The sequence below is a fragment of the Mycobacterium sp. NGS54 genome, assembly GCF_059812465.1.
Window position 1 is genome coordinate 453,459 of record NZ_JCALCS010000003.1, and the last position, 25,440, is coordinate 478,898.

Consider the following 25,440-nt stretch of genomic DNA (forward strand, 5'->3'; position numbering starts at 1 on the left):
GTATGGATCAGCTATGGGCCAACCGGGCTGCCAGCTCCGAAGCCGCTGTCGCGCAACGCCACCTGAAACGGTTATGGGCGCTGCCGGGAACCCAGCTGGGAGTGGTGGCCTGGCCGGCGGCCCGGCGGGACCGGCTGTTCGGCACCTGGCACTACTGGTGGCAGGCGCACCTGCTGGACTGCCTCATCGACGCGCAGCTGCGCGACCCGCAACCGCACCGGCGCACGATGATCAACCGGCAGGTCCGCTCGCACCGGCTGCGCAACAACCTGAGGTGGGTCAACAGCTATTACGACGACATGGCCTGGCTGGCGCTGGCGCTGGAACGCGCAGCCCGGAACGCCGGCGTCGAGCGCCATCGCGCGCTGCCCAAGCTGGCCGACCAGTTCCTCAGGGCGTGGGCGCCCGAGGACGGCGGCGGCATCCCGTGGCGCAAGCAGGACAAGTTCTTCAACGCCCCGGCCAACGGCCCGGCGGGCATCTTCCTCGCCCGCTACGGCGACCACCTGAAGCGGGCCGAGCAGATGGGCGACTGGATCGACGGCACGCTGATCGACCCCGAGACGCACCTGGTGTTCGACGGCATCAAGGACGGCTCGCTGGTCCGCGCCCAGTACTCCTATTGCCAGGGCGTGGTGCTGGGCCTGGAGACCGAGCTGGCCGCGCGGACCGGCGCGGAAGCCAGGGCCCGGCACCAGGCGCGGGTGCATCGGCTGGTCACGGCGGTCGGCGAACACATGGCGCCCTCGGGTGTGCTGCGGGGCGCCGGCGGCGGCGATGGCGGCCTGTTCGCCGGCATCACCGCCCGATACCTCGCGCTGGTCGCCACCACGCTCCCCGGCGACTCTGCGGACGACGCGATGGCCCGCGACGCCGCGCGCACCATCGTGCTGTCGTCGGCGAAATCGGCCTGGGACTACCGGCAAACGGTCGAGGGGCTGCCGCTGTTCGGCGCGTTCTGGGACCGCGACGCCGAGCTGCCCGAGGCGGGCGGCGAGGAGGCGCAATTCGTCGAGGGCGCGGTCAACGCCTCCGAGATCGCCGAGCGGGATCTGTCCGTTCAGCTATCCGGCTGGATGCTGATGGAGGCCGCAGGTAACGTCACCGCCGTGAGCGAGTCATGAGCAAACTCAGCGGCGACTGGATCCCCGACGAGGCAACGCTTGCCGACGCCAACCTCACCCGCTTCATGGCCTGGCTCGCCGAGACCGGTCGCGGCGAGTACGGCGACTACCACGAGCTCCTGCGCAACTCGGTCGACGACATCGAATGGTTCTGGGACGCCGTCTGGAATTTCTTCGACATCCAGGCGGACAGCCCCCCGACCGCCGTGCTGGGCAACCGTTCCATGCCGGGCGCCGAGTGGTTTCCCGGCGCCACGCTCAACTACGCCACCGAGGTGTTCCGGCACGCCACCGACGCGCGCCCGGCCCTCATCGCCGTCGGCGAGGACGGCTCGACCGAATGGTCGTGGGCGCGGCTGCAGCGCGAGACGGCGGCGTTCGCGGCCTACCTGCGCAACCTTGGCGTCAAGCCCGGCGACGCCGTCGTCGGGTACCTCCCGAACGTCGGCGAGGCCGTCGTCGCGGCCCTGGCCGCGGCCAGCGTCGGCGCGATCTGGGCGGTGTGCAACCAGGACGTGGCCGTCGACGGTGTGATCGCCCGTCTCGGTCAGGTGCAGCCGGCCGTGCTGGTGGCCACCGACGGGTCGGTGTACGGCGGCAAGCGCATCGATCGGGGCGCGGAGCTGGCCACCATCCGCGCCGCCATGCCGACGCTGAAGGCCACCGTCGTGGTGCCGCGGCTCGGGCTCGAGATCGACGACGACGCCGTGCCGTGGGCCACGGCGGTCGCAGCGGACGCGCCCCTGGAGATCACGCCGGTCCCGTTCGCGCACCCCCTGTGGGTGATGTTCTCGTCGGGAACGACGGGCAAGCCGAAGGGCATCGTGCACGGGCATGGCGGCGTGCTGCTGGAGCACCTGAAATACCTGACCCTGCAACTGGATTTGCGCCCGGACGACCGTTTCCTGTGGTACTCGTCGACCAGCTGGATGATGTGGAACTTCCTGGTGTCCGGGCTGCTGGTCGACACGACCATCGTGCTCTACGACGGCAGCCCGACGCATCCCGGAACCGATGGCCTCTGGCGGGTCGCCGCCGACGCCGGCGTCACGTTCCTGGGCGCCGGCGCGGGCTACCTGTTGGCTTGCGCCAAGCAGGAATTGAGGCCGGGCGAGGTGTACCCGCTGGACGGGGTGCGCGCCGTGGGATCCACCGGTTCCCCACTGCCGGCGTCCGGATTCCGCTGGGTGCAGGAGGGGCTCGGCCGCCCCCTTCCGGTGATCTCCATGAGCGGCGGCACCGACGTGTGCACCGCCTTCATCGGCGGCTGCTCGATCGTGCCCGTGGTGGCCGGCGAGCTGTCGTGCGTCTGCCTCGGCGTGGCCATCGAGGCGTGGAATGGCCAGGGGCGCCCCGTCATTGGCGAGGAGGGCGAGCTGGTGGTGACCAAGCCGATGCCGTCCATGCCGGTGTTCTTCTGGAACGACGACGACGGCAGCCGCTACCGCGCCGCCTACTTCGACAAGTACCCCGGGGTGTGGTGCCACGGTGACTGGATCACCATCACCGAGCGGGGATCCGTTGTGGTGCACGGCCGTTCGGACGCGACCCTGAACCGGATGGGGGTGCGGATGGGCAGCGCCGAGATCTACACGGCGGTCGAGCGCATGCCCGAGGTCCAGGATTGCCTGGTGGTCGGTGTCGAACAGGACGACGGCGGCTACTGGATGCCGTTGTTCGTGGCCCTGGCCGACGGCGTCGAGCTCGACGAGGGGCTGCGGTCGAGGATCGCCGCGGAGATCCGTCAGCACGCCTCGCCGCGGCACGTGCCCGACGACATCCTGGACGTGCCGGGCATTCCGCGGACCCTAACCGGCAAGCGGCTGGAGATCCCGATCAAGCGGATCCTGCTCGGGGCCGCGCCGGACCAGGCCGTGCAGCAGAGTTCGATCGACCGGCCGGACCTGCTAGAGGCTTTCGTTGCTTACCGCAGAAGTCGGGTGTCCTGACTCCGGCTCCTCGGCCGTCGTGCGGCGCCGCCCCCGGTAGCCGCGCCAGGCGGCGATGAACGCGGGGATCAGCGACACGAACAGGATGCCCAGGATGATTTTTTCCAGGTTCTGGTGCACGAACGGCACGGTGCCCAGGAAGTAGCCCGCCAGCGTGACGCCGCCGCCCCAGGTGATGCCGCCGACGATGTCGAATCCCAGGAACACCGGGTAGCGCATGTACGACACCCCGGCGATCACCGGGACGAACGTGCGCACGAACGGCGCGAAGCGGGCGAGGATGACCGCCCACGGCCCGTACTTCTCGAAGAACGCGTGCGACTCCGTGACGTAGTGCTTCTTGAAGAACCGGGAATCTTCCTTCTTGAACAGCGCCGGCCCGATCCGCCGCCCGATGAAGTATCCGCATTGATCGCCCAGCACCGCGACCACCGCGACGGACGGCGCCAGCACCCAGATGCTCGTCGGTGGGTTCGGGTGCGCGGTCAGCAGGCCGCCGGTGAACAGCAGCGATTCGCCCGGCAGCAGCGGAAACAGCAGCCCGGTCTCGATGAAGACGATGACCAGGATCCCGGGCAGCACCGCTTTGCCGAAGACGCCGCCCGAGCCCAGCCAGTACATCGGGTCGAGGATGTTCGGCAGGGCCGTCACCACGGTGCTCACGATGCTTCAACATACCGGTCTTGCGATACTTGACGGACCCAGCCGCCAGGAGGAACCCATGCCCATCGCCACGCCCGAGGTCTACGCCGAGATGCTGGCACGCGCCAAGGAGAACGCGTACGCCTTCCCGGCCATCAACTGCACCTCGTCGGAGACGGTCAACGCCGCGATCAAGGGCTTCGCCGACGCCGGCAGCGACGGCATCATCCAGTTCTCCACGGGGGGTGCGGAGTTCGCGTCCGGCCTCGGGGTCAAGGACATGGTGGCCGGCGCCGTCGCGCTGGCCGAGTTCACCCGCAGCATCGCGGCCCGATACCCGATCAACGTCGCGCTGCATACCGACCACTGCCCCAAGGACAAGCTGGACAGCTACGTGCGCCCGCTGCTGGCGATCTCGGCCGAGCGGGTGGCGTCCGGCCAGGACCCGCTATTCCAGTCGCACATGTGGGACGGCTCGGCGGTGCCGGTCGAGGAGAACCTGGCCATCGCGCAGGAACTGCTCAAGGAGGCCGCGGCCGCCAAGATCATCCTCGAGGTCGAGATCGGCGTGGTGGGCGGCGAGGAGGACGGCGTCGCCCACGAGATCAACGACAAGCTCTACTCCACCCCCGAGGACTTCGAGCGGACGGTCGAGGCACTCGGCCACGGCGAGCACGGCAAGTACCTGCTGGCCGCGACGTTCGGCAACGTGCACGGCGTCTACAAGCCCGGCAACGTCAAGCTGCGCCCCGACGTGCTGGCGCTGGGCCAGCAGGTCGCGGCGGCCAAGCTGGGCCTGGCCGCCGACGCCAAGCCGTTCGACTTCGTGTTCCACGGCGGCTCGGGGTCGCTGAAGTCGGAGATCGAGGAGGCGCTGCGCTACGGCGTGGTGAAGATGAACGTCGACACCGACACCCAGTACGCGTTCACCCGCCCGATCGCCGGCCACATGTTCGCCAACTACGACGGCGTGCTCAAGGTCGACGGCGAGGTCGGCGTCAAGAAGGTCTACGACCCGCGCAGCTACCTCAAGAAGGCCGAGGCCGGCATGAGCGAGCGGGTCGTGGAGGCCTGCAACGACCTGCACTGCGCCGGCAAGTCCCTGAGCTGAGCTAACCGCTGGGGGACTGGCAGATCTTCCACTGCTCGTCGCGGTACTGCAGGTCGAGGCTGCGCGTGGATCGCAGCGACGGGTCGTACGCCATGAACGTGGTGATGTTCGCCTCGGCGTGCTGGCCGTTGACGACGACCTGGTCGATGCTGGCGATCACCGGATACTGCTTGGCCGCCGAGACCCGCTGATAGGTTTCCTGCCACGCGTGTTCGTCGTAGTCCACGTATCCGTCGCGGACGGTCCCGCACGTGACGGTGCGCAGCGCGGTCAGGTCGCCCCGCTGCACCGCGATGTCGTACTGCTGGATGGTGTGCCGAACCTGGTCTTCCTCAGACACTTTCGTGTGTTTGCCGCGGGTCAACAGCACGGTGCCCAGGATCGCGATCGCCGCCAGCGCCAGCACGATCAGCACCAGCGCCAGCACCCAACCCCAGTTGAACTGCCGCGTGGTGCGCAGCTTCGCCCCCAGTCGGGGCGGAATCGATTGCGGCACAGCGGCTTTCGGGGGAACGCCCAGCTGCGTCGTTGCGCCTTCGGCGGGCGGCGGCGACGCGAAGACCTCCGTGGCCGGCTCCGGGGAAGTCGCGATGACCTGGGTTTCCTTCGCATCGAAGCCGGGTGCGGTGAAACGACGCTCGCGCTGCTGGCCGTCCGCGGCCCCGGCGTCGCTGTCCTGATCGCCCTTGTTGATCACCACGGTCTCGGTCTCGGGGTCGACGGGCACCAGCGGCTGGTCCTCGGCTGCCCCTTCGGGTTCGGGTGGATTGGGCATAGAGGGAGCTTAGCGACCCGCCGCGGGGGAACGGCAAAATAGACGCCATGACGTCGATGGGAGATCTCCTCGGACCCGATCCGATTCTGCTGCCTGGCGATACCGACGCCGAGGCGGAGCTGCTGGCCAACGAGAACCCGACAGCGGTCGCGGCCGCACACCCGTCGGCGTCGGTGGCCTGGGCCGCGCTCGCCGAAGGAGCGCTGGCGGAGGACAAGGCCGTCACCGCCTACGCGTACGCGCGCACCGGTTACCACCGCGGCCTGGACCAGCTGCGGCGAAACGGCTGGAAGGGCTTCGGCCCGGTGCCGTACGCGCACGAGCCCAACCGCGGCTTCCTGCGTTGCGTGGCGGCGCTGGCGAAGGCGGCCGACACCATCGGCGAGACCGACGAATACCTGCGCTGCCTGGACCTGCTCGACGATTGCGACCCCGCGGCGCGCCAGGCGCTCGGCCTCTAAAAGCCGTCCGTGCAGTCGCCGTGCACCTCCGGCGGCTCGATCTGGACGGTGGCGTGGTCCAGCCCCCGCGCGGACAACACCGCGCGCGCGTCGGCCAGCACCCGGGCGGAGTCGCCGTCGCTGGTGAGGTGCGCGGTGCACATGTCCTTGCCGGGCGAAAGCGTCCAGACGTGCAGGTCGTGCACCTCGGTCACGCCGTCGACGGCGCCCAGCGCGCCGCGCAGCTCCTCCACGTCGATGTGGGTCGGCGACGACTCGGACAGGATGCGCAGCGCGTCGCGGGCCAGCGAGATGGCCCGCGGCAACACCCACAGCGCGACCAGCACCGCGACCACCACGTCGGCGTACGGCCAGCGCGTCGTCACGGTGACGATGCCGGCGATCAGCACGCCCAGGCTGCCGACGCTGTCGGCGACCACCTCCATGTAGGCGCCCTTGACCGCCAGGCTTGACGCCGAGTGCGACCGCAGCATCAGCGCGACCACCAGGTTGGCCAGCAGCCCGGCCAGCGCGACGACGATCATCGGCACGCCGGGGATCGACGGGGTTTCCTTGAGGCGCTGGATCGCCTCCCACAGGATGAACAGGGCCACCCCCAGCAGCAGCCCGGCGTTGGCGACGGCGGTGAAAACCTCGGCGCGGTGCCAGCCGTAGGTGCGCGCGGGCGACGAACTGCCGCGCCGGGCCAGCGTCACGGCGGCCAGCCCCATGAACACCGCGACGACGTCGGTCAGCATGTGTCCGGCGTCGGCCAGCAGCGCGATCGAGTTGATCAGCAGCGAGGTGGTCAGCTCCACGACGAAGAACACCGCCAGGATCGCCGCCGCGGCGATCATGCGGGGGATCATCCGCGACGAGTCGCCCTCGGCGGGGGTGTGGTTGTGGCCGGCGCCCATGGCCAGCAATATATGCGTAATGACGCATATATTGCAAGGGTTAGAACCAGGCGCTCCAGAACCGGGTCAGCGAGTTGCCCCAGGCCACCAGCACGTGTGGCACCCCGGAGAAATCGAACAAATAGAGCACCAGCCCGAAGAACCACCGGCTGGCCGCCAGGATCAGGAACAGCAGGATGAAGAAGCCCCACTGCTTGGCGGGCGCCAGCGCGCGCTGCGTCTCGGGGCTCAGGTGCGGCTCGAGCGCGTCGTAGCCGTCCAGGCCCGGGATCGGCAGCAGGTTCAGCAAAAGCGCCGTGACCTGGAGGAACCCCAGGAAGGCCACGCCCGACCACAGCACCGCGTGGTCCGGGTCGTAAAAGAACCGGGTCAGCGCCAGCAGCAGCACCGCCAGCACGAGGTTGGCCGCCGGACCGGCCAGGCTGACCATGGTCCGCCGGGCCGGCGTCATGAACCACGTCCGCACGTACACCGCGGCACCCGGCAGGCCGATCCCGCCGAGCAGGATGACCACCACCGGAAGCAGGAGCGAGAGCGCGGGGTGGCTGTAGTGGCGCGGGTCCAGGGTCAGATATCCGCGCACCGCGACGTCGTGATCGCCGAATCGCCAGGCGGTCACCGCGTGCCCGAATTCGTGCAGGCAAAGTGATACCAGCCAGCCGGCGAGCACGAAGACGAACACCCCGGCGTACGACAGCGGCCGCACGCTCGACCCGGCCAGCCAGGCCATGACGCCGCCGGCCGCCGTCACCGCGACCAGGGCGAGGAAGAACGGGCTGGGCCGCACCGATTCGTGTTGCCGCGCGGGGAAGCTCACCGCTCGAAGTTACCTTGATCCGCGAAAACCCGCGTTTGCGTCGGGTGGCGGCAGCCGGCCGCTACCGTCCCAAGACCATGACGAATGCAAGCGGTTCGCTCGAGGTATGGCTGCGCCAGGACGACGGGGAGATCGTGTGCACGGTCGTCCGCGACGACGAGAGCACCTACGAGCTGGACGTGGACTCGCTGTCAATGCGCGGCGCGCAACGCGAGATGACCGGCTACTTCATCGACGAAGGCTACGAGCCGGCGGGCGAGTGGCAGGTCGAGGTTGACGGCGCCGACGGCCCCGCCGAGACGGCGCGCCGGTTCCGGCCGGCGGATCACCAGGGATCGGACCCGAACGTCGAGCTGGCGGTCGACGCGTATGACACGCTCGAGGCCGGCGCCGGCGAGGTGTTGCCGTAGCGCTGACGGCGGCTAGCGGACCAGCAGCCAGCCTTCGACGTTGCGGTAGAACGTCGACGCGCGCTTTTGGGCGCCGATCACACCGTGACGATTCGCGAGCGTTGAAGGTGGACGCAGGCTCTCTGCTCTGGCGCTGTCGATAGCGCCGGGCCGACTATCCCAATCCGCAGTTGGCTCCAGTGCCGAACAGGCCTGGGGCGCCTTGGCCGGAAAGCCCATTCTTGATGGCACCGATGCCGGCGTTGCCACCGTCGCCGCCGTTACCGATCACGCCTGCGGTGCCGCCCCACAAGCCTGACCCGTCGAAGAGCCCACCCGGAGCACCATTGCCACCATGGCCGCCGCTGCCGAAAATCGGCCCACCGTTGCCACCAATGCCACCCATCCCTAGCGTGGTGGACCCGCAATTCCCGTCGGCGCCACCGCTACCAGCTTCGCCGGCCCCCGCGAACGTAGAGATTCCGCCATAAGACCAGAACTCTGGAACCGCCATCCCAAACGACATCGCTTTTCCTCTCGCTAAAGGTTGGTGAATCAGGTCGGCAACGAACTATTTGGTCGCAAACCATGAATTACGCATGCGAAAAGAATCAATCGGCCCCCGCCGTTGCACTAGTGGCTTTGGTCACTGGGCATGTAGCTCATCGAGCGCACATTGCGTCGGCTCTGTGCCAGCGGATATTGGAATCCTTCCGCCCTCAGCCACTGATTAGACCCGGCCAAACCATTCTGACCTGCACGAACTAGCGGACCAGCAGCCAGCCTTCGACGTTGCGGTAGAACGTCGACCGGCGCGCCGCGCGCGGCGCCGCGACGCCGTCCCGTACGACGGTGGCGCCGGTGCTGCCCAGCTGGGCCGCGCGGCCGGCCACCCACCGGCGCTTCACCCGGGCCCGCAGGCCCGGCATGGCCAGCGTCGGCTCGATCCGCACGGCGGCGACCTCGCCGTCGAACAGCGTGGTGTCGTCGACGACGGCCTCCCCGGTGATGACTCGCCTGCCATCGGCCGGCTGCCAGCGCGCCCGACCCACGACCACCGACCCGGTCTCGTCGCGGATCAGGGTCACCCGCCGGGCCGAGCCGCGCCGCGCGCGCCGCGCCGCGCGACGCCCGGCCGGGACGCGGTAGGCCCGGGTGGCCGGGGTGCGGCGGCGCGGCACGTAGGCCACCTCGACGTCGAGCCGCTCGGCGCGCAACAGCCGGGTCAGCACCGCGGCCAGGTCGGCGTCGGCGCCGACGACCACCAGCCGGCGGTATGGCCCGATCGCGGCGTCGACATCGGACGCATGGACCTGCAGGCCGGTCAGCGCGCGCGGCACCCGTCGCTCGCCGAAGACCAACACCCCCACGTTATTCATGCGTTGCTTGCGAGCTCCTGGGATAGGGTGTGTCACCGGCTGGACCACAATAAGCAGGCGAGATCAGGTTGGAGCAACGTCATGCCGGCAATCGTCCTCATCGGCGCCCAATGGGGCGACGAGGGCAAAGGTAAGGCCACTGACCTGCTCGGCGAGCGCGTGCAGTGGGTGGTGCGCTATCAGGGGGGCAACAATGCCGGGCACACCGTCGTCCTGCCCACCGGCGAACACTTCGCCCTGCACCTGATCCCGTCGGGGGTGCTGACGCCCGGGGTCACCAACGTCATCGGCAACGGCGTGGTGGTGGATCCCGGCGTGCTGCTCGACGAGCTGAAGGGCCTCGAGGACCGCGGCGTCGACACCTCCCGGCTGCTGATCTCCGCCGACGCCCACCTGCTATTGCCCTACCACGTGGCCATCGACAAGGTCACCGAGCGCTACATGGGCAACAAGAAGATCGGCACCACCGGCCGCGGCATCGGCCCGTGCTACCAGGACAAGATCGCCCGGCAGGGGATCCGGGTCGCCGACGTGCTCGACCCCGACGCGCTCACCCACAAGATCGAGGGCGCGCTGGAACTCAAGAACCAGATCCTGGTCAAGATCTACAACCGCAAGGCGCTCGACCCGCACCAGGTGGTCGACGCGCTGCTGGAGCAGGCCGAGGGGTTCCGGCACCGCATCGCCGACACCCGGCGGCTGCTCAACACCGCGCTCGAAGACGGCGAAACGGTCCTGCTGGAGGGCTCGCAGGGCACCCTGCTCGACGTAGACCACGGCACCTACCCCTACGTCACGTCGTCGAACCCGACCGCGGGCGGCGCTGCCGTCGGCTCCGGGATCGGGCCGACCCGGATCACCGCCGTGCTGGGGATCCTCAAGGCCTACACCACCCGCGTCGGCTCGGGCCCGTTCCCCACCGAGCTCTTCGACGAGAACGGCGAATACCTGTCCAAGACCGGCGGCGAATTCGGTGTCACCACGGGGCGGCGCCGGCGCTGCGGCTGGTTCGACGCCGTGATCGCCCGCTACGCCACCCGGGTCAACGGCATCACCGACTTCTTCCTGACCAAGCTCGACGTGCTGTCCAGCCTGGAAACGGTGCCGGTGTGCGTCGGCTACCGGATCGACGGGGCGAGCATCAGCGACATGCCGATGACCCAGAGCGACCTGGCCCGCGCCGAACCGATCTACGAGGAGCTACCGGGCTGGTGGGAGGACATCTCGGACGCGCGGGAGTTCGACGACCTGCCCGCCAAGGCTCGTGATTACGTGTTGCGTCTGGAAGAGCTTGCGGGAGCACATGTTTCGTGCATCGGCGTCGGTCCCGGACGCGATCAGACGATCGTGCGCCGCGACGTCCTGGCGGCCCGCCCGTGACGGAACTCGACCCCAAAGAACTCGACCCGGAGTACGAACACCACGGCGGTTTCCCCGAATACGGCCCGGCCAGCCCCGGCCCCGGATTCGGCCGGTTCGTCGCGGCCATGCGCCGGCTGCAGGACCTCGCGGTGTCCGCCGATCCGGGTGACGACGTCTGGGAGGACGCGGCCGACCGCGCCGCCGCGCTGGTGGAGGTGCTGGGCCCGTTCCAGGCCGAGGAGGGCAAGGCGCCGGCCGGGCGGACGCCCGACGTGCCCGGCATGGGCAGCCTGCTGCTGCCGCCCTGGACGTTGACCCGGTACGCCCCCGACGGCGTCGAAATGACCGGGTATTTCAGCCGGTTTCACGTCGGCGGCAACCACGCCGTGCACGGCGGCGTGCTGCCGCTGCTGTTCGACCACATGTTCGGGATGGTGTCGCACGCCGCCGGCCGGCCCATCAGCCGCACGGCCTTCCTGCACGTCGACTACCGCAAGGTCACGCCGATCGACACGCCGTTGCTGGTGCGCGGCCGCGTCACCCGCGCCGAGGGCCGCAAGGCGTTCGTCTCCGCGGAGCTCCTCGACGGTGACGACGCCGTGCTGGCCGAGGCCAACGGCCTGATGGTGCGCTTGCTTCCGGGCCAGCCCTAGGGATTGGCGAACCGACCTATCCTTGAGCGGTGACTGACGGCTTGAGCCAAGGACAGGACGACAAGACGACGGCGCTCGCCGTGTCGCCGCAGGCTGCCCCTCGACCGCCCGACGACGGCAGGACGACGGTGCTGCTGCTCGGCTCCGGCGAGCTCGGCCGGGAGCTGGCGGTCGCGCTGCGCAACCTGGGCGCGCGGGTGATCGAGGCCGAAGAGCGCTTGACCGACGCCGGCGAACTGGCGAAGGCGATTCGACAGCAGCAGCCCGACTTCGTGGTGACCGCGACCGACGAGGTCGCCACGCAAGCCCTCGATGCGCTGGCCGCTGGTCCCGACGGCGAGCGCACCGAACTGGTGCCCAACGCCCGGACCGTCCGGCTCACCTCCGACCGGGAGGCGCTGCGCCGGCTGGCCGCCGACGAGTTGGGGTTGCCCACCGCACCGTTCTGGTTCGTCGGCTCGGTCGGCGAGCTGCGGGCGGTGGCCGGCCACGCCGGGTATCCGTTGCTGGTGAAGCCGGTGTCGGGGCGGGGACATTCGGTGGTCTCCGGGCCCGACGACATCGAGCCGGCCTGGCAGCGGGCGCAGGGGAATTCGACCGGGCGGGTGCTGGCCGAGACCGTGGTCGAGGTCGACTTCGACGTCACCCTGCTCGTCGTGCGCGCCGAGGGTCCGAACGGTCCGCTGATCGAGTTCTGCTCGCCCATCGGCCACCGCGACGTCGACGGCGCCGTGCTGGAATCCTGGCAGCCGCAGCAGATGGGCGAGGCCGCCGTGGATGCGGCCAAGTCGATCGCCGCGCGAATCGTCAAGGCGCTCGGCGGGCGCGGCGTCTTCGCCGTCGAGTTGATGATCAAGGGCGACGAGGTGTACTTCGCCGACGTCACCGCCCGCCCGCATCCGAGCGTCTGGGTGACCCTGCGCAGCCAGCGTCTTTCGGCGTTCGAACTGCAGGCCCGCGCCATCCTGGGCCTGCCGGTGGACACCATGATGATGTCGCCGGCCGCCGCCCACGCGATCGACCCCGGCCCCGACGGCGGGCCGTCGACCACCGACGCGCTGACCCGCGCGCTGCGGGTGCCGGAAAGCGACCTGCGCGTCTTCGCCACCGGACGCGGCGTGGCGTTGGCCACCGCACCGGACGTCTCGGCCGCGCGCGACCGTGCCCGACAGGTGGCGAACGCCCTGAATATGCGAGACTCACGCGGATGAGCTACGCAGGAGACATCACCCCGGAACAGGCGTGGAAGCTACTGAGCGACAACCCCAACGCGGTGCTTGTCGACGTGCGCACCGACGCCGAATGGCGGTTCGTCGGCGTGCCCGACCTGTCCAGCCTGGACCGCGACGTCGTGTACATCGAGTGGGTCACCGGCAACGGCATGCCCAACGCGAACTTCGCCGACGAGCTGAAGGGTCGCGTCCCGCCGGCCGACGAAGAGCGGCCCGTGATCTTCCTGTGCCGCTCGGGCAACCGGTCCATCGGCGCGGCGGAGGTCGCCACCCAGCTGGGCCTCACCCCGGCCTACAACGTCCTGGACGGTTTTGAGGGCCAGCTTTCGGCCAGCGGGCATCGCGGTGAGAATGGTTGGCGCGCAGTCGGATTGCCCTGGAGACAAGGGTGACCGAAGGCGACACTGTCCGCACGCCCAAGGCGCTGCCCGACGGCGTCAGCCAGGCCACCATCGGCGTGCGCGGCGGCCTGCTGCGATCCGGTTTCGAAGAGACCGCCGAGGCGATGTTCCTGACGTCCGGCTACGTCTACGAGTCGGCGGCGGTGGCGGAGCGGTCGTTCACGGGCGAGCTGGACCATTTCGTCTACTCGCGCTACGGCAACCCGACCGTGACGATGTTCGAGGAGCGGTTGCGCCTGATCGAGGGGGCGCCCGCGGCGTTCGCCACCGCGAGCGGGATGGCCGCGGTGTTCACCTCGCTGGGCGCGCTGCTGGGCGCCGGTGACCGGCTGGTCGCGGCGCGCAGCCTGTTCGGGTCGTGCTTCGTGGTGTGCAACGAGATCCTGCCGCGGTGGGGGGTCGAGACCGTCTTCGTCGACGGCGACGACCTCGCGCAGTGGGAGCGGGCCCTGTCGGTGCCCACGCAGGCGGTGTTCTTCGAGACCCCGTCCAATCCCATGCAGTCGCTGGTCGACATCGCCGCGGTGACCGAGCTTTCCCACGCCGCGGGTGCGAAAGTGGTGCTGGACAACGTCTTTGCCACACCGCTGCTGCAGCAGGGCTTCCCGCTCGGCGTGGACGTGGTGGTGTACTCCGGGACCAAGCACATCGACGGGCAGGGCCGGGTGCTCGGCGGCGCCATCCTCGGCGACAAGGAGTACATCGACGGCCCGGTGCAGAAGCTGATGCGGCACACCGGCCCCGCCATGAGCGCCTTCAACGCCTGGGTGTTGCTGAAAGGCCTTGAGACGCTGGCGGTTCGGGTCGAACATTGCAACGCGTCCGCGCACCGCATCGCGGAGTTCCTCGAGACCCACCCCGCGGTGAGCTGGGTGCGCTACCCCTACCTGACGTCGCACCCGCAATACGACCTGGCCAAGCGCCAGATGACCGGCGGCGGAACGGTGATCACCTTCGCGCTCGACTGCGCCGAAAACACAGCCAAACAAAGGGCTTTCGAGGTGCTGGACAAGCTGCGGCTGATCGACATCTCCAACAACCTGGGCGACGCGAAATCCCTGATCACCCATCCGGCGACCACGACGCACCGCGCCATGGGCCCGGAGGGTCGCGCCGCGATCGGGCTGGGCGACAACGTGGTTCGCATCTCCGTCGGGCTGGAGGGCACCGACGACCTGATCGCCGATATCGATCAGGCGTTGAGTTAGCCTGGTTGCCCAGGGGTTCCGTACAGCAGCCCGGCACGGCCGGCGGCGCCGTCCGGATTGCCGCCGTCCCCGCCGTTGCCCAGCAGGAACGCCGATCCGCCCGCGCCGCCGTGGACCCCGCGACCTCCGTCGCCTCCGTTGCCGTACAGCAGTCCGCCGTTACCACCGACACCGCCGAGGCCGCCTTCGCCCAGTGCTCCGGCCCCACCGTCGCCGATCAACCAGGCGGATCCGCCAGCACCCCCGTCTCCAGTAGCGCTGGCTCCGCCATCACCGCCGTTGCCGTAAAGGAACCCACCGTTGGCGCCGGCTGCCTGCCCGCTGGCCCCGCCCCCGCCCCCGTTACCTCCGTTGCCGATGAGGAATCCGGCCCTCCCGGCCGTGCCACCGTGGCTGCCAGTGGTGGTGAAGTCGTTGCCTCCGCTACCCCCGTTGCCGACGAGCAGGCCGGCGGTCCCGCCGATCCCGCCACCGGCACCCCCACCGCCGCCGCCGTTGCCGCCGTTGCCGAACAAGAGCCCGCCGGACCCGCCGTTGCCACCGAGGGCTCCCGCGCCGCCCGCGCCGCCGATGCCGCCGTTGCCGAACAGGATCCCGCCGGATCCGCCTCTGCCGCCATTCTGGGCGGCGTTGCCGGCCGCGCCGTTACCGCCGTTGCCCCACAGGATGCCGCCGTCCTGTCCGTCGGCGCCCGGTGTGGCGCCGTTGGCGCCGTTGCCGATCAGCGGGCGGCCGAAAACCGATTCCGCGGGGGCGTTGATCGCGTTCAGGGCGGCGGCCTGCGCGTTGGTGGACTCGGCGCTCGCGTACTGCGCGCCGCTGCCGGAGAGCAGTTGTACGAACTGATTGTGGAAGTTCGACGCCTGCGCGGCCATGGCCTGATAGGCCGCCGAGTGACCAGTGAACAGCTGGGCGACCGCAGCGGATACTTCGTCAGCGCCCGCGGCCAACACACTCGCGGTGGGCGCCTCCGCCGCGGCGGTAGCCGTGTTGATGCCGGAGCCAATATTCGAGAGGCTGGCGGCGGCTGCCGCCAGTTCTTCGGTGGCTGCGCTGAGAAAGGACATGTCAAACTCCTAAAGCTCGATCGGAGATCGAGTTCGGCGAAGTCGGTGGAAAATGGCTCGCGAAGCGATTGAACGAAATCTTAATGAGCTGGACGCGGGATCGCAGGGCTTGTTCGACTAACCCGCCGCCTTTTCGGCCGCCTCGATGCGTTCGACCGCCGCCAGCGTCCCCTCCTGCGCCTGCTTTTCCACCCAGTCCACCACCGGCCGCGCGTACATCATCTGACTGGTGATGGCCATCTGGCCGCGCGTGCGACCCAGGAAGGAAATGCCCCAGGAGAACATGGCCGCAATCCGGTTGCGGTGGCCGACCAGGTAGTACAGGTGCAGTCCCAGCCACGCCAACCACGCGATGAAGCCCCCGAACTCCAGCTTGCCGACCTTCGCGACGGCGCTGTAGCGGGAGATGAGGGCCATGCTGCCCTTGTCGAAGTACTTGAACGGTTTCCGGGTGGCGGGGTCGTCGTGTCCCTTCAGGGACTGCTTGATGAGCCCCGTCGCATAGTGCGCGCCCTGGATCGCGCCCTGGGCCATGCCCGGCACGCCGGGCACCGACATCAGGTCGCCGACGACGAAGACGTACGGGTGACCCTTGACGGAGAGGTCGGGTTCGACGACAACCCTTCCGGCGCGGTCGGTTTCGGTGCCGTCGGATTGGTCGGCGATCATCTTGCCGAGCGGGCTGGCCTGCACGCCGGCCGCCCATACCTTGCACGCGCATTCGATGCGGCGGTGGCCGCCGTCCTTTTCCTCGATCGTGATGCCCATGTAGTCGACCGCGGTCACCTTCGCGTTGAGCTGGACCTCGACGTCCATCTTCTCCAGCCGGCGCTGCGCCTTGAGTCCCAGGTTCGCACCCATCGGCGGCAACACCGCGGGCGCCGCGTCGAGCAGGATGACCCGGCAATCGCTGGGGGTGATGGTCCGAAAGGCGCCGGCCAGGGTGCGCTCGGCGAGTTGGACGATCTCGCCGGCCAGCTCGACGCCCGTCGGGCCGGCGCCGACGACCACGAACGTCAGGCGCCGCTCCCGCTCGGCCGGGTCGGTGGCGACCTCCGCGGCCTCGAACGCGCCCAGGATGCGACCCCGCAGCTCGAGGGCGTCGTCGATGGACTTCATGCCGGGCGCGAACGCGGCGTAGTCGTCGTTGCCGAAATAGGACTGCTGGGCGCCGGACGCCACGATGAGGCTGTCGTAATGCGTGACGGTCTGCATCCCCATCAGGTGCGACGTGACCGTCTGCGCCGTCAAGTCGATCGCCTCCACGTCGCCCCACAACACCCGGACGTTCTTCTGCTTGCGCAGGATCAGCCTGGTGGTGGGCGCGATGTCGCCTTCGGACAGGATCCCGGTGGCCACCTGGTAGAGCAGCGGCTGGAAAAGGTGGGTGGTCGTCCTCGAGATCAGGGTGACGTCGACGTCGGCCCGTTTGAGCGACCGCGCCGCGTTCAGGCCCCCGAATCCGCTTCCGACGATGACGACGTGATGGCGCGACATGCCTACCCCTTCGTGTCGTGGTCCCCGCAGCCCATCACAACACTATGTCGAAGTCGGAGGACTGGACCACGGCCAACTGCCAGTCTTGATTTTCCGCCGCGCGGACCACACGAGAACCGAGCCCGCCGCGATCGCCAGGACGCCCCCGGACGTCCACAGGTAGTTCGGCCTTCCCTCGCTCGCCGTATAGGCCACGTCGGTGCCGCCGCGACTGTGAAATAGATGAACATCCACCTGTGATCCGACTCCACGTCGGTCGTAGTCTCCGATGATCGGGCCCGTGTTCGACTTTCCGCCGGCGCCCCACCTGCCGTAGCACCTTTCGCGGTCCCCATCCAGCGAGGTGTGCGCCTCACAATGATCGATCGTCGCCGTGGTAGGCGTGCCGAGCCGATAGGCAACGGCGTGCAACACACCCAATTCGATACCAAAGGCCAGTCCCCCGAAGATGCAAATGCCGCCGAGCACCACGGCGACCCACGCCCCGATGCGCGCCGGCTTGCCGCTCCGCTTCTCGGGGTCGTCCTGGTCCATCAGCAGATCCCTGCTAGCGCAACGCCTAGAACGGCCAGGCCGCTGCGTTGGTCTTGTACTTCCCGTTGAGCTGGTTGCAGAAGTCGTCGTTGGTGCCGGCCAGGAAGATGTAATAGGCCTCCGCATTGCTGCGGCGGCTGTCGAAGGAGTTGGGCGTGGTCCAGCCGCTGTTGCACGCCGCGGTGTCCGAACCCGTGGTGGGCTTGCGCCAATTGGTCTTGGCGCAGGCGTTCAGGGCGTCGACGTTTGGTGTGGTGCTCTTTGAGGCGACGAGCATCGCGCCGCCCCACAGCCCATCGTTGCGCCGGTAGGCGCGGGCCCCGAATCCGGCGTTGTTGGTCTGGCACGCCAGCGCCCGCTTGAGCAGCCCGAAGGGAGCGGCGAGCTGCGGATTGCTGACCGCGGCGGCGGCCGTGATGAACTGGGCCGCGTCCGAGCCGTCAACCTCCTGCACGTTCGGGTTGCCGAGCCCGGTCAGCTGCTGCGCGATCCCGGAGTTGTTGCCCCCGCCGATGATCGACCCGCCGCCGCCGGACGTCAGCGGCGGCAGGGTGACGGGATCGGCGGTCGCGACGGGAGCCGACAGCGCCAGCCCGCACGCGGCGAACACCACGCCGATCCGATTTACGACAGATCTCATGAGCGGTTCTCCTATCAGCGGAACGCGTCGCTGCCGGTGAAGGCCTGGCCGAGGACGAGCTGGTGCATCTCCGGGGTGCCCTCGTAGGTCAGCACCGATTCCAGGTTGACCATGTGCCGAATGACGGGGTACTCCAGCGATATTCCGTTGCCGCCCAATATGGTTCGGGCGGTCCGGCAGATCTTGATGGCCTCGCGGGTGTTGTTGAGCTTGCCGAAGCTGACCTGCTCGGGGCGCAGTCCGACGCCGTCCTTGAGGCGACCGAGGTGCAGCGACAGCAGCTGTCCCTTGTGCAGTTCGACCGCCATGTCGACGAGTTTGGCCTGGGTCAGCTGGAACCCGGCGATGGGGCGGCCGAACTGGGTGCGCTGCGTGGCGTAGTCGAGCGCGGCCTGCCAGGCCGACCGCGCGGCGCCCATCGATCCCCAGATGATCCCGTAGCGCGCCTCCGACAGGCACGACAGCGGGCCGCGCAAACCCGTCGCCCCGGGCAGCATCGCGTCGGCGGGCACGCGCACGTCGTCGAGCACCAGCTCGCTGGTGATCGAGGCCCGCAGCGACAGTTTGTGGTGGATGGTGTTGGCGGTGAAGCCCGCGGTCTTGGTCGGTACGACGAAGCCGCGGATCCCCTGGTCGGTCGCCGCCCACACGATCGCCACGTCGGCGACCGAGCCGTTGGTGATCCACAATTTGCGGCCGTTGATCACCCAGTCCGAACCATCTTGGCGCGCACGGGTTTTCATCGCCGCAGGATCGCTTCCGACGTCGGGTTCGGTCAGCCCGAAGCAGCCCAGCAGTTCGCCGGCGGCCATGCCGGGCAGCCACTGCTGCTTCTGCTCCTCCGACCCGAACTTCCAGATCGCGAACATCGCCAGCGACCCCTGCACGGAGACCATCGACCGGATGCCGGAGTCGGCCGCCTCCAGCTCGGTGCAGGCCAGGCCGTAGTGCACGGCCGACGCGCCGCCACAGCCGTAGCCGTGCAGATGCATCCCGAGCAGTCCGAGCTGACCGAACTGCTTGGCCAGCTGGCGGACCGGAAGGTCCCCGATCTCGAACCACTCGCCGACGTAGGGGATGACGTGCTCGGCGCAAAACTTTCGCACGGTGTCGCGCACGGCGAGCTCGTCGCCGGACAGGGAGGCGTCCAGGCCCAGCGGGTCGTCCCGGTCGAAGGCGGGCGGTGCATCGGTGCTCATAGCTGCCAGCCTGCCACCCCGGTAGTCTCGCGGCATGCGACGGATGGCCTACCTGCTGGTCGACGTCGTCGCCGTGCTGGTGTTCTGCGCCGCCGGCCGCCGCAGCCACGCCGAAGGGCTGACCATCGGCGGCCTCGCCACCACCGCCTGGCCGTTTCTGACCGGGACCGTCCTCGGGTGGCTGCTGTCCCGCGGCTGGCGGCGACCCACCGCCGTCGCCCCGACGGGGGTGATCGTCTGGCTGTCCACCGTGGCCGTCGGCATGCTGCTGCGCAAAGCCAGCTCGGCGGGGGTGGCGGCGAGCTTCGTGGTGGTCGCCGCGTCGGTCACCGCGGTCCTGTTGCTCGGCTGGCGGGCCGCCGTGGGCCTGGCCCTGCGGCGCCGCTCCGACGCCTGAGCAGACCATGGCGTTCGCCAGCTGGAACCCGGCCTCCGGGGATGGCCTGACCACCACGTTCGACGCGGTGGTCAGGGCCGTGGCCACGAACAAGGGCCTGCTCGATGACCCGTTCGCCGAGCCGCTGGTGCGCGCCGCGGGAGTGCCGTATTTCACCCAGGTGATCGACGACGAGCGGTACGCCGCCGACGACGGCGGCCACCCGATCACGACGGGGCTCATCAACGTCCAGGCGGCCTATGGCAGGTTCCTGGACGAGTTTCTCGCCGACGCGGGCCGCTCCGGCATTCGCCAGGTGGTGATCCTGGGGTCCGGCCTCGACACCCGGCCCTATCGGCTGTGGTGGCCACCGGGGACGACGGTGTACGAGATCGATCGGCCGGAGGTCCTCGATTTCAAGGCCGAGGTGCTGCGGGGACTGCAGGCGCGGCCGGCCGCGCACCGGCGCGGGATCGGCGTCGACCTTCGTCGGGATTGGCTGGCGGCCCTGCGGCGGGCCGGTTTTGACGCCGCGACGCCGACGGCCTGGATCGCCGAGCAACTGCTCGTCGGCTACCTGCCGCCGGACGGGCAGCACCGGTTGCTGCTGGGCGTCAGCGGGGCGAGCGCGCCCGGCAGCCGCTTCTCCGCCGATCACATGGCCTCCTGGACGCCGGAACGGCAGGCGGCGCGGCAGGCCTTCGTCGAGGGCTGGCGACTGCACGGCCTCGACGTCGACCTGGCCAGCCTGACGTACCCGGGCGAATACCGTTACGTCCCCGAGTATCTGGCGGCGCACGGCTGGGAGACATCCCAGCGCAACGTCGTCGAGTTGTTCGCCGGCCTCGGTTTGAGCGATTCCTGGCGCGGCCGCCCCCGGGACGTGAATCTCATGCCGGGATACGTCACCGCGACTCGTTAACCAACTTAACGGTTCATTTCCTGAAATTTTCCGTTGCGCCCCATCCGCCGGCGCCGCCGCTCCGAATGACCTGTGTTCCATCAGAAGACGGCGGCGCAGGGCCGCCTGTGACGAAGGAGTCGAGAGGAATGATGAGCAGGGGTGCGAAAACACTTGCCGCGGTGGGTCTCGCGGCCATCGCCGTTGCAATGATGCCGACGGTTACGGCGTCCGCCGACAACCCGAATGATCTGATCGGAACGGGTTGCGCGGACTATGCCAAGCAGAATCCGAGCGGTCCGGGGTCCGTGCTGGGAATGTCGCGCGACCCGGTGGCGACGGCGGCGTCGAACAACCCGATGTTGACCACGCTGACCTCGGCGCTGTCGGGGAAGTTGAATCCGAACGTGAACCTCGTCTCGACCCTCAACAACGGCCAGTACACGGTGTTCGCGCCCACCAACGCGGCGTTCGACAAGCTGCCGGCGGGCACCATCGACAAGCTGAAGACGGACTCGCAGCTGCTGACCGGCATCCTGACCTACCACGTGGTGCAGGGTCAGTTGAGCCCGGGGACGGTCGGCGGTGTGCACCCGACGCTGCAGGGTGCGCCGCTGACCGTGGCCGGTCAGGGCAACGACCTGCGGGTCAACAACGCGGGCGTGGTCTGCGGCGGCGTGCACACGTCCAACGCGACGGTGTACATGATCGACACGGTGCTGATGCCCCCCGGCCAGTAAGGCGGATCCGTCCGGGCTGGGTGGAATGGGTGGGCGTCGGAAACGTTAGATGATTACGTGACGCCCACCGCCCAGCTCCGGTTCGTCGCGGCCACGCACGACGACCCGTTGGCGCGGCCGCTGCTGGCCGAGCTGGCCGTCGAGTACGCGCAGCGATACGGCGGCACACCCGACGTGCACCTGGCCTGGCTGCCCGTGCCGGCGGACGAGCTGGCGGCGCCCGACGGCGGCCTGCTCATCGGGGTGGTGAACGGCGCGCCCGTCACCGGCGGGGCGTTTCGGCGCTACGACGCCGACACGGCCGAACTCAAGCGGATCTGGACCGACAGCGCGCATCGGCGCCGCGGTTATGCCCGGGCGCTGCTGGCGGCGCTGGAAGCCGAGGCCGCCGCGCGCGGGTACCGGCGGCTGTACCTGATCACCGGCAACCGGCAACCCGAGGCCGCGGCGCTCTACGACGCGACGGGCTATACCCGCATCGCCCCCGATCCGCTGCCGGACTGGGGGCCGTTCCTCCCGATCGCCTTCGAAAAGTGGCTTCGATGAGCGGCCAGTTCCATCTGGGCGTCGCGCTAGACGGATACGGGTGGCACCCCCAGGCGTGGCGGGCGGCCCTGGCCGCCGGAGCGCGGTCGGTGCTGGACGGTCGGTATTGGGCCGGGCTGGCGGCCACGGCCGAACGCGGGCTGCTGGACTTCCTGACCATCGACGACACCCTGATGCCGCAGATCGGGCGAAGCGCGCGGCTTCATCGGGATCGGCTGACCGGCCGCGCTGACGCCGTGCTGGTCGCGGCGCGGATCGCCCCCGTCACGCGGCACATCGGGCTGATCCCGGTGGCCACGGTCACCCACACCGAGCCCTTCCACGTCTCCAAATCCATTGCAACCCTTGACTTCGTGTCGCACGGCCGGGCCGGTTGGCAGCCGCGGGTGAGCGCCACCACGCACGAGGCGGCCCTGTTCGGCCGCCGCGACGTCTCCGGGGTTCCCCTGTTCGACGAGGCCGTCGAGTTCGTCGACGTGGTGCGCCGGTTATGGGACAGCTGGGAGGACGACGCCATCATCCGCGACGCGAGCACGGGGCGCTACGTCGACGTGAACAAGCTGCACTACGTCGACTTCACCGGGAAATACTTCTCGGTGAAAGGGCCCTCGATCACGCCGCGGCCGCCCCAGGGTCAGCCCGTGGTGGCCGCGCTGGCGCACGTCGGCCCCGCCTACGAATTCGCCGCTGCCGGCGCCGACGTCGTCTTCATCACCCCCACCGATGGCGACTCGGTGCAAAGCATCCTCGCCGAGGTGCGCGCGGCGGGCGGCGCCCACCTCAAAGCCCTTGCCGACGTGGTGGTTTCGTTCGACGGCGCGGGCGACTTCCGTTCCGATGCGCTCGTCTTCGACGGCACCGCGACGGAATTGGTGGATTTGCTGCTGGACTGGCGGCGGCTGGGCATCGACGGGGCGCGCCTGCGCCCGGCCGTCAACGCCACCGACCTGCCGGTGATCGTCGACCAGGTGGTACCGCTGCTGCAACGGGCCGGGCTCTTCCGCACCGGCTATCGCGAGGGCGAGACCCTGCGCGCGCGCCTGGGCCTGCCCGTGGCGCCCAATCGGTATGCGGCGGTGCACCGATGACCCCGGTTCCGCTGTCGATCCTGGACCTGTCGCCGATCAGCTCGGGCGGCGATGCCGCGACCGCCCTGCGCAACACCGTCGAGCTGGCCCAGCATGCCGAGCGGTGGGGCTTTCGCCGGTTCTGGATCGCCGAACACCACTTCGTCGCCGTCGCCAGCGCGGCACCGGCCGTGCTGATCGGCCAGATCGCGGCCGCCACCAACACGATTCGTGTCGGTTCGGCGGCCGTGCAGCTCAGCCACACCACGGCCGCCGCGGTGGTGGAGAGCTTCGGCATGCTCGACGCGTTCCATCCCGGGCGCATCGACCTGGGCCTGGGCCGCTCGGCGCAGCGGCGGATCACCAAGCCGCGAACCCCGAAGCCACCCCGACCCGAACCGTCCCGGGAGTGGCGCGAGGTCGACGGCGTCGTCATCCCGCCACCGTTCGACCTGCGCAAGCTGCTGGGCAGCGGACGGGTGCAGGCGACCCAGGCGATCCTGCAGCAGCCCGACGCCGTCGCGCCCGACTTCGAAGAACAGCTCGGGGACATCATCGCGATGCTGGCCGGCACCTACGAGGTCGACGGGTTCGACGTGCACGCCGTGCCCGGCGAGGGGTCGGCCCTGACGCCGTGGATTTTCGGCAGCAGCAAGGGACGCAGCGCTCAGGCCGCCGGCGCGCGGGGGTTGCCGTTCGTGGCCAGCTACCACCTCACCCCGGCGACCGCGCTGGAGGCCATCGACGCCTACCGCGACGCGTTCGTCCCGTCGAAATGGCTGCCCCGGCCCTACGTCGTGGTGTCGGCCGACATCGTGGTCGCCGACGACACCGCCACCGCAAAGCATTTGGCGTCCAGCTACGGCCACTGGGTGTATTCGATCCGCGCCGGCGGCGGCGCCATCCCCTATCCCGACCCCGACCAGTGCGAGCCCCTGACCGACGAGCAGCTGGAGGTCGTGATCGACCGCACGGCAACGCAGTTCGTCGGCAGCCCGGACGAGGTCGCCGAGCCGCTGGAAACGCTGCAACGCGCCACCGGCGCCGACGAGCTCGTCATCACCTCCGTCACCCACCGGAACGAGGACCGGCTGCGCTCGCACGAACTGATCGCCAAGCGCTGGGGGCTCACCGGATGAGCGTGCGGGAGGGCAAGCAGCGCAAGCCGATTCACCTGGCCGCCCACTTCCCGGGTGTCAACAACACCACGGTGTGGACCGACCCGAGCTCGGGCAGCCAGATCGAGTTCGAGTCGTTCGTGCACCTGGCCCGCACCGCCGAACGGGGATTGTTCGATTTCTTCTTCCTGGCCGAGGGGCTGCGCCTGCGGGAGCACCGCGGCCGCATCTACGACCTCGACGTGGTGGGCCGCCCGGACACCTTCACCGTGCTGGCCGCGCTCGCGGGCGTCACCGACCGGATCGGGCTGACCGGAACCATCAACACCACCTTCAACGAACCCTTCGAGGTGGCAAGGCAATTCGCGTCGCTGGACCATCTGTCCGGTGGTCGGGCCGGCTGGAACATGGTGACCTCGTCGGACGCCTTCACCGGCGCCAACTTCCGCCGCGGCGGCTTCCTCGACCACGCCGACCGCTACCAGAGGGCCGAGGAGTTCCTGTCGGTGGCCCGCCAGTTCTGGGACAGCTGGTCGCCCGATGCCGTGCTGGCCGACGTCGGGGCCGGGGTCTATGTCGATCCCGACCGGGTCCGAAGCGTCGCGCACCGTGGCCCCCAGTTCGACGTGCGCGGGTTCGCCACGCTGCCCGCGGGGCCGCAGGGCCACACGATACTGCTGCAGGCGGGCGATTCCGACGACGGTCGCGCGTTCGGCGCCCGCAACGCCGACGCCCTGTTCACGCTGCACGGGTCGCTTCAGGACGGTCAGCGCTACTACGCCGACGTCAAGGGACGCGCCGCGTCCTACGGCCGGGATCCCAACCAACTCAAGGTCTTTCCCGCGGCGACGTTCGTCATCGGCGACACGGATGCCGAGGCGCAGGACCGGGCGCGGCACATCCGCTACCAACAGGTCAGCGGCGCGACGGCGATCGCGATGCTCGAACAGGTGTGGGGCCGCGAGCTGTCCGACCACGACCCGGACGGCCCACTGCCCGATTTCGATCCGGTCGTCGACAGCGCCATCACCCAGGGCCGGGTCCGGCACGGCGACCCGGTCGCTGTCGCGCGCCGGTACCGCGAACGGGCCGAGGCCGAGAACCTGTCGATCCGCGAGCTAGTCATCGCCGTCACCAGCCGCGAGCAGTTCGTCGGGACGCCGAGCCGCATTGCCGATGCCATCGACACCTACATCCAGGCCGACGCCTGCGACGGTTTCATCCTGGTGCCCCACCTGACGCCGCACGGCCTGGACGAGTTCGTCGACCGGGTGGTGCCGGTGCTGCAGGAGCGCGGCGCGTTCCGCACCGAGTACGCCGGCGAGACGCTCCGGGAGCACCTGGGGCTGTAACGCG

General features: G+C 69.5%; 27 protein-coding genes and 1 pseudogene. 17 read left to right on the forward strand and 11 right to left on the reverse strand.

The features are described 5' to 3' along the window. Positions 1-2: 2 nt before the first annotated feature. Both AC5Y5E_RS11045 and AC5Y5E_RS11050 read left to right on the forward strand, forming a co-directional pair. Positions 3-1,124, forward strand: coding sequence for a glycoside hydrolase family 76 protein (locus tag AC5Y5E_RS11045; protein WP_499903016.1), 1,122 nt, complete (start codon positions 3-5; stop codon positions 1,122-1,124). Next, on the forward strand, positions 1,121-3,073 hold the full coding sequence (locus AC5Y5E_RS11050; protein WP_499903017.1) for an acetoacetate--CoA ligase: 1,953 nt from the start codon (positions 1,121-1,123) through the stop codon (positions 3,071-3,073). Before AC5Y5E_RS11045 ends, AC5Y5E_RS11050 begins: the two co-directional genes overlap by 4 nt. Here AC5Y5E_RS11050 and AC5Y5E_RS11055 read toward each other — a convergent pair. Next, positions 3,032-3,736, reverse strand: coding sequence for a DedA family protein (locus tag AC5Y5E_RS11055; RefSeq protein WP_499903018.1), 705 nt, complete (start codon positions 3,734-3,736; stop codon positions 3,032-3,034). The genes AC5Y5E_RS11050 and AC5Y5E_RS11055 overlap by 42 nt on opposite strands. Before the next feature lie 58 nt (positions 3,737-3,794). Between AC5Y5E_RS11055 and fbaA the strand changes: the two genes are divergently transcribed. After that, positions 3,795-4,826: a class II fructose-bisphosphate aldolase gene (gene fbaA, locus AC5Y5E_RS11060; protein WP_499903019.1), complete on the forward strand. Its 1,032-nt coding sequence runs from the start codon at positions 3,795-3,797 to the stop codon at positions 4,824-4,826. A 1-nt stretch (position 4,827) separates the two neighbouring features. Here fbaA and AC5Y5E_RS11065 read toward each other — a convergent pair whose 3' ends face one another. Further along, positions 4,828-5,601, reverse strand: a complete 774-nt coding sequence (locus AC5Y5E_RS11065; protein ID WP_499903020.1) for an Rv0361 family membrane protein — start codon at positions 5,599-5,601, stop codon at positions 4,828-4,830. A gap of 47 nt (positions 5,602-5,648) precedes the next feature. On the opposite strand from AC5Y5E_RS11065, the gene AC5Y5E_RS11070 reads away from it, so the two are divergent. Then, complete coding sequence (locus AC5Y5E_RS11070; RefSeq protein ID WP_499903021.1) at positions 5,649-6,062, forward strand: DUF3151 domain-containing protein; 414 nt, start codon at positions 5,649-5,651, stop codon at positions 6,060-6,062. Here the strand turns inward: AC5Y5E_RS11070 and AC5Y5E_RS11075 are convergent. Both AC5Y5E_RS11075 and AC5Y5E_RS11080 read right to left on the reverse strand, forming a co-directional pair. After that, complete coding sequence (locus tag AC5Y5E_RS11075) at positions 6,059-6,958, reverse strand: cation diffusion facilitator family transporter (RefSeq protein WP_499903022.1); 900 nt, start codon at positions 6,956-6,958, stop codon at positions 6,059-6,061. The two genes, AC5Y5E_RS11070 and AC5Y5E_RS11075, sit on opposite strands and share 4 nt — an antisense overlap. Before the next feature lie 40 nt (positions 6,959-6,998). Next, the gene (locus tag AC5Y5E_RS11080) at positions 6,999-7,775 is read right to left on the reverse strand and encodes a site-2 protease family protein (protein ID WP_499903023.1); all 777 of its coding nucleotides are present in this window, start codon (positions 7,773-7,775) and stop codon (positions 6,999-7,001) included. 77 nt (positions 7,776-7,852) lie between these two features. Here AC5Y5E_RS11080 and AC5Y5E_RS11085 point away from each other — a divergent pair, with 77 nt between their 5' ends. Further along, positions 7,853-8,185, forward strand: coding sequence for a hypothetical protein (locus tag AC5Y5E_RS11085; protein WP_499903024.1), 333 nt, complete (start codon positions 7,853-7,855; stop codon positions 8,183-8,185). A gap of 154 nt (positions 8,186-8,339) precedes the next feature. Here the strand turns inward: AC5Y5E_RS11085 and AC5Y5E_RS11090 are convergent, their stop codons facing one another. Together AC5Y5E_RS11090 and AC5Y5E_RS11095 are read right to left on the reverse strand one after the other, a co-directional pair. Then, on the reverse strand, positions 8,340-8,690 hold the full coding sequence (locus AC5Y5E_RS11090) for a hypothetical protein (RefSeq protein ID WP_499903025.1): 351 nt from the start codon (positions 8,688-8,690) through the stop codon (positions 8,340-8,342). A gap of 238 nt (positions 8,691-8,928) precedes the next feature. Further along, the gene (locus tag AC5Y5E_RS11095) at positions 8,929-9,543 is read right to left on the reverse strand and encodes a peptidase M50 (protein WP_499903026.1); all 615 of its coding nucleotides are present in this window, start codon (positions 9,541-9,543) and stop codon (positions 8,929-8,931) included. A gap of 81 nt (positions 9,544-9,624) precedes the next feature. Here AC5Y5E_RS11095 and AC5Y5E_RS11100 point away from each other — a divergent pair, with 81 nt between their 5' ends. Genes AC5Y5E_RS11100 through AC5Y5E_RS11120 form a run of 5 tightly spaced genes read left to right on the forward strand, consistent with a single transcriptional unit; the run spans position 9,625 to position 14,399 of the window. Further along, complete coding sequence (locus tag AC5Y5E_RS11100; protein ID WP_499903027.1) at positions 9,625-10,923, forward strand: adenylosuccinate synthase; 1,299 nt, start codon at positions 9,625-9,627, stop codon at positions 10,921-10,923. Then, positions 10,920-11,558 carry a PaaI family thioesterase gene (locus tag AC5Y5E_RS11105; protein ID WP_499903028.1) on the forward strand — a complete coding sequence of 213 codons (639 nt, stop codon included), beginning with the start codon at positions 10,920-10,922 and terminating at the stop codon, positions 11,556-11,558. The genes AC5Y5E_RS11100 and AC5Y5E_RS11105 overlap by 4 nt, the downstream gene beginning before the upstream one ends. 29 nt (positions 11,559-11,587) lie before the next feature. After that, positions 11,588-12,769 (forward strand): formate-dependent phosphoribosylglycinamide formyltransferase, encoded by a 1,182-nt coding sequence (purT, locus tag AC5Y5E_RS11110; protein WP_499903029.1) that lies wholly within the window; start codon positions 11,588-11,590, stop codon positions 12,767-12,769. Beyond that, on the forward strand, positions 12,766-13,182 hold the full coding sequence (locus AC5Y5E_RS11115) for a rhodanese-like domain-containing protein (protein ID WP_499903030.1): 417 nt from the start codon (positions 12,766-12,768) through the stop codon (positions 13,180-13,182). Before purT ends, AC5Y5E_RS11115 begins: the two co-directional genes overlap by 4 nt. After that, the gene (locus AC5Y5E_RS11120) at positions 13,179-14,399 is read left to right on the forward strand and encodes an O-succinylhomoserine sulfhydrylase (RefSeq protein ID WP_499903031.1); all 1,221 of its coding nucleotides are present in this window, start codon (positions 13,179-13,181) and stop codon (positions 14,397-14,399) included. Before AC5Y5E_RS11115 ends, AC5Y5E_RS11120 begins: the two co-directional genes overlap by 4 nt. Here the strand turns inward: AC5Y5E_RS11120 and AC5Y5E_RS11125 are convergent. The 5 genes and pseudogenes from AC5Y5E_RS11125 to AC5Y5E_RS11145 all read right to left on the reverse strand — a co-directional run. After that, positions 14,399-15,466 (reverse strand): annotated as a pseudogene (locus tag AC5Y5E_RS11125) (PE family protein); the annotation flags it as partial. The gene AC5Y5E_RS11120 and the pseudogene AC5Y5E_RS11125 overlap by 1 nt on opposite strands. A gap of 117 nt (positions 15,467-15,583) precedes the next feature. After that, positions 15,584-16,963 (reverse strand): NAD(P)/FAD-dependent oxidoreductase, encoded by a 1,380-nt coding sequence (locus AC5Y5E_RS11130; RefSeq protein WP_499903032.1) that lies wholly within the window; start codon positions 16,961-16,963, stop codon positions 15,584-15,586. A gap of 42 nt (positions 16,964-17,005) precedes the next feature. Further along, positions 17,006-17,497, reverse strand: coding sequence for a hypothetical protein (locus AC5Y5E_RS11135; protein WP_499903033.1), 492 nt, complete (start codon positions 17,495-17,497; stop codon positions 17,006-17,008). Positions 17,498-17,522: 25 nt separating this feature from the next. Then, complete coding sequence (locus AC5Y5E_RS11140; RefSeq protein ID WP_499903034.1) at positions 17,523-18,137, reverse strand: hypothetical protein; 615 nt, start codon at positions 18,135-18,137, stop codon at positions 17,523-17,525. Positions 18,138-18,151: 14 nt separating this feature from the next. Further along, on the reverse strand, positions 18,152-19,336 hold the full coding sequence (locus tag AC5Y5E_RS11145) for an acyl-CoA dehydrogenase (RefSeq protein ID WP_499903035.1): 1,185 nt from the start codon (positions 19,334-19,336) through the stop codon (positions 18,152-18,154). 34 nt (positions 19,337-19,370) lie between these two features. Here AC5Y5E_RS11145 and AC5Y5E_RS11150 point away from each other — a divergent pair, with 34 nt between their 5' ends. From AC5Y5E_RS11150 to AC5Y5E_RS11180, 7 genes are all read left to right on the forward strand, one after another. After that, positions 19,371-19,733: a DUF3054 domain-containing protein gene (locus tag AC5Y5E_RS11150; RefSeq protein WP_499903036.1), complete on the forward strand. Its 363-nt coding sequence runs from the start codon at positions 19,371-19,373 to the stop codon at positions 19,731-19,733. 7 nt (positions 19,734-19,740) lie between these two features. Next, on the forward strand, positions 19,741-20,634 hold the full coding sequence (locus AC5Y5E_RS11155) for an SAM-dependent methyltransferase (protein ID WP_499903037.1): 894 nt from the start codon (positions 19,741-19,743) through the stop codon (positions 20,632-20,634). A gap of 128 nt (positions 20,635-20,762) precedes the next feature. Then, a complete protein-coding gene (locus tag AC5Y5E_RS11160; protein WP_499903038.1) occupies positions 20,763-21,353 on the forward strand; it encodes a fasciclin domain-containing protein in 591 nt (196 codons plus the stop codon). 57 nt (positions 21,354-21,410) lie between these two features. After that, positions 21,411-21,899: a GNAT family N-acetyltransferase gene (locus AC5Y5E_RS11165; protein WP_499903039.1), complete on the forward strand. Its 489-nt coding sequence runs from the start codon at positions 21,411-21,413 to the stop codon at positions 21,897-21,899. Continuing rightward, entirely contained in the window at positions 21,896-22,987 is a 1,092-nt protein-coding gene (locus tag AC5Y5E_RS11170; RefSeq protein ID WP_499903040.1) for an LLM class flavin-dependent oxidoreductase, read from the forward strand. The genes AC5Y5E_RS11165 and AC5Y5E_RS11170 overlap by 4 nt, the downstream gene beginning before the upstream one ends. Then, on the forward strand, positions 22,984-24,105 hold the full coding sequence (locus AC5Y5E_RS11175; protein ID WP_499903041.1) for an LLM class flavin-dependent oxidoreductase: 1,122 nt from the start codon (positions 22,984-22,986) through the stop codon (positions 24,103-24,105). Before AC5Y5E_RS11170 ends, AC5Y5E_RS11175 begins: the two co-directional genes overlap by 4 nt. Then, the gene (locus AC5Y5E_RS11180) at positions 24,102-25,436 is read left to right on the forward strand and encodes an NtaA/DmoA family FMN-dependent monooxygenase (protein ID WP_499903042.1); all 1,335 of its coding nucleotides are present in this window, start codon (positions 24,102-24,104) and stop codon (positions 25,434-25,436) included. The genes AC5Y5E_RS11175 and AC5Y5E_RS11180 overlap by 4 nt, the downstream gene beginning before the upstream one ends. The last annotated feature ends 4 nt before the right edge of the window (positions 25,437-25,440 follow it).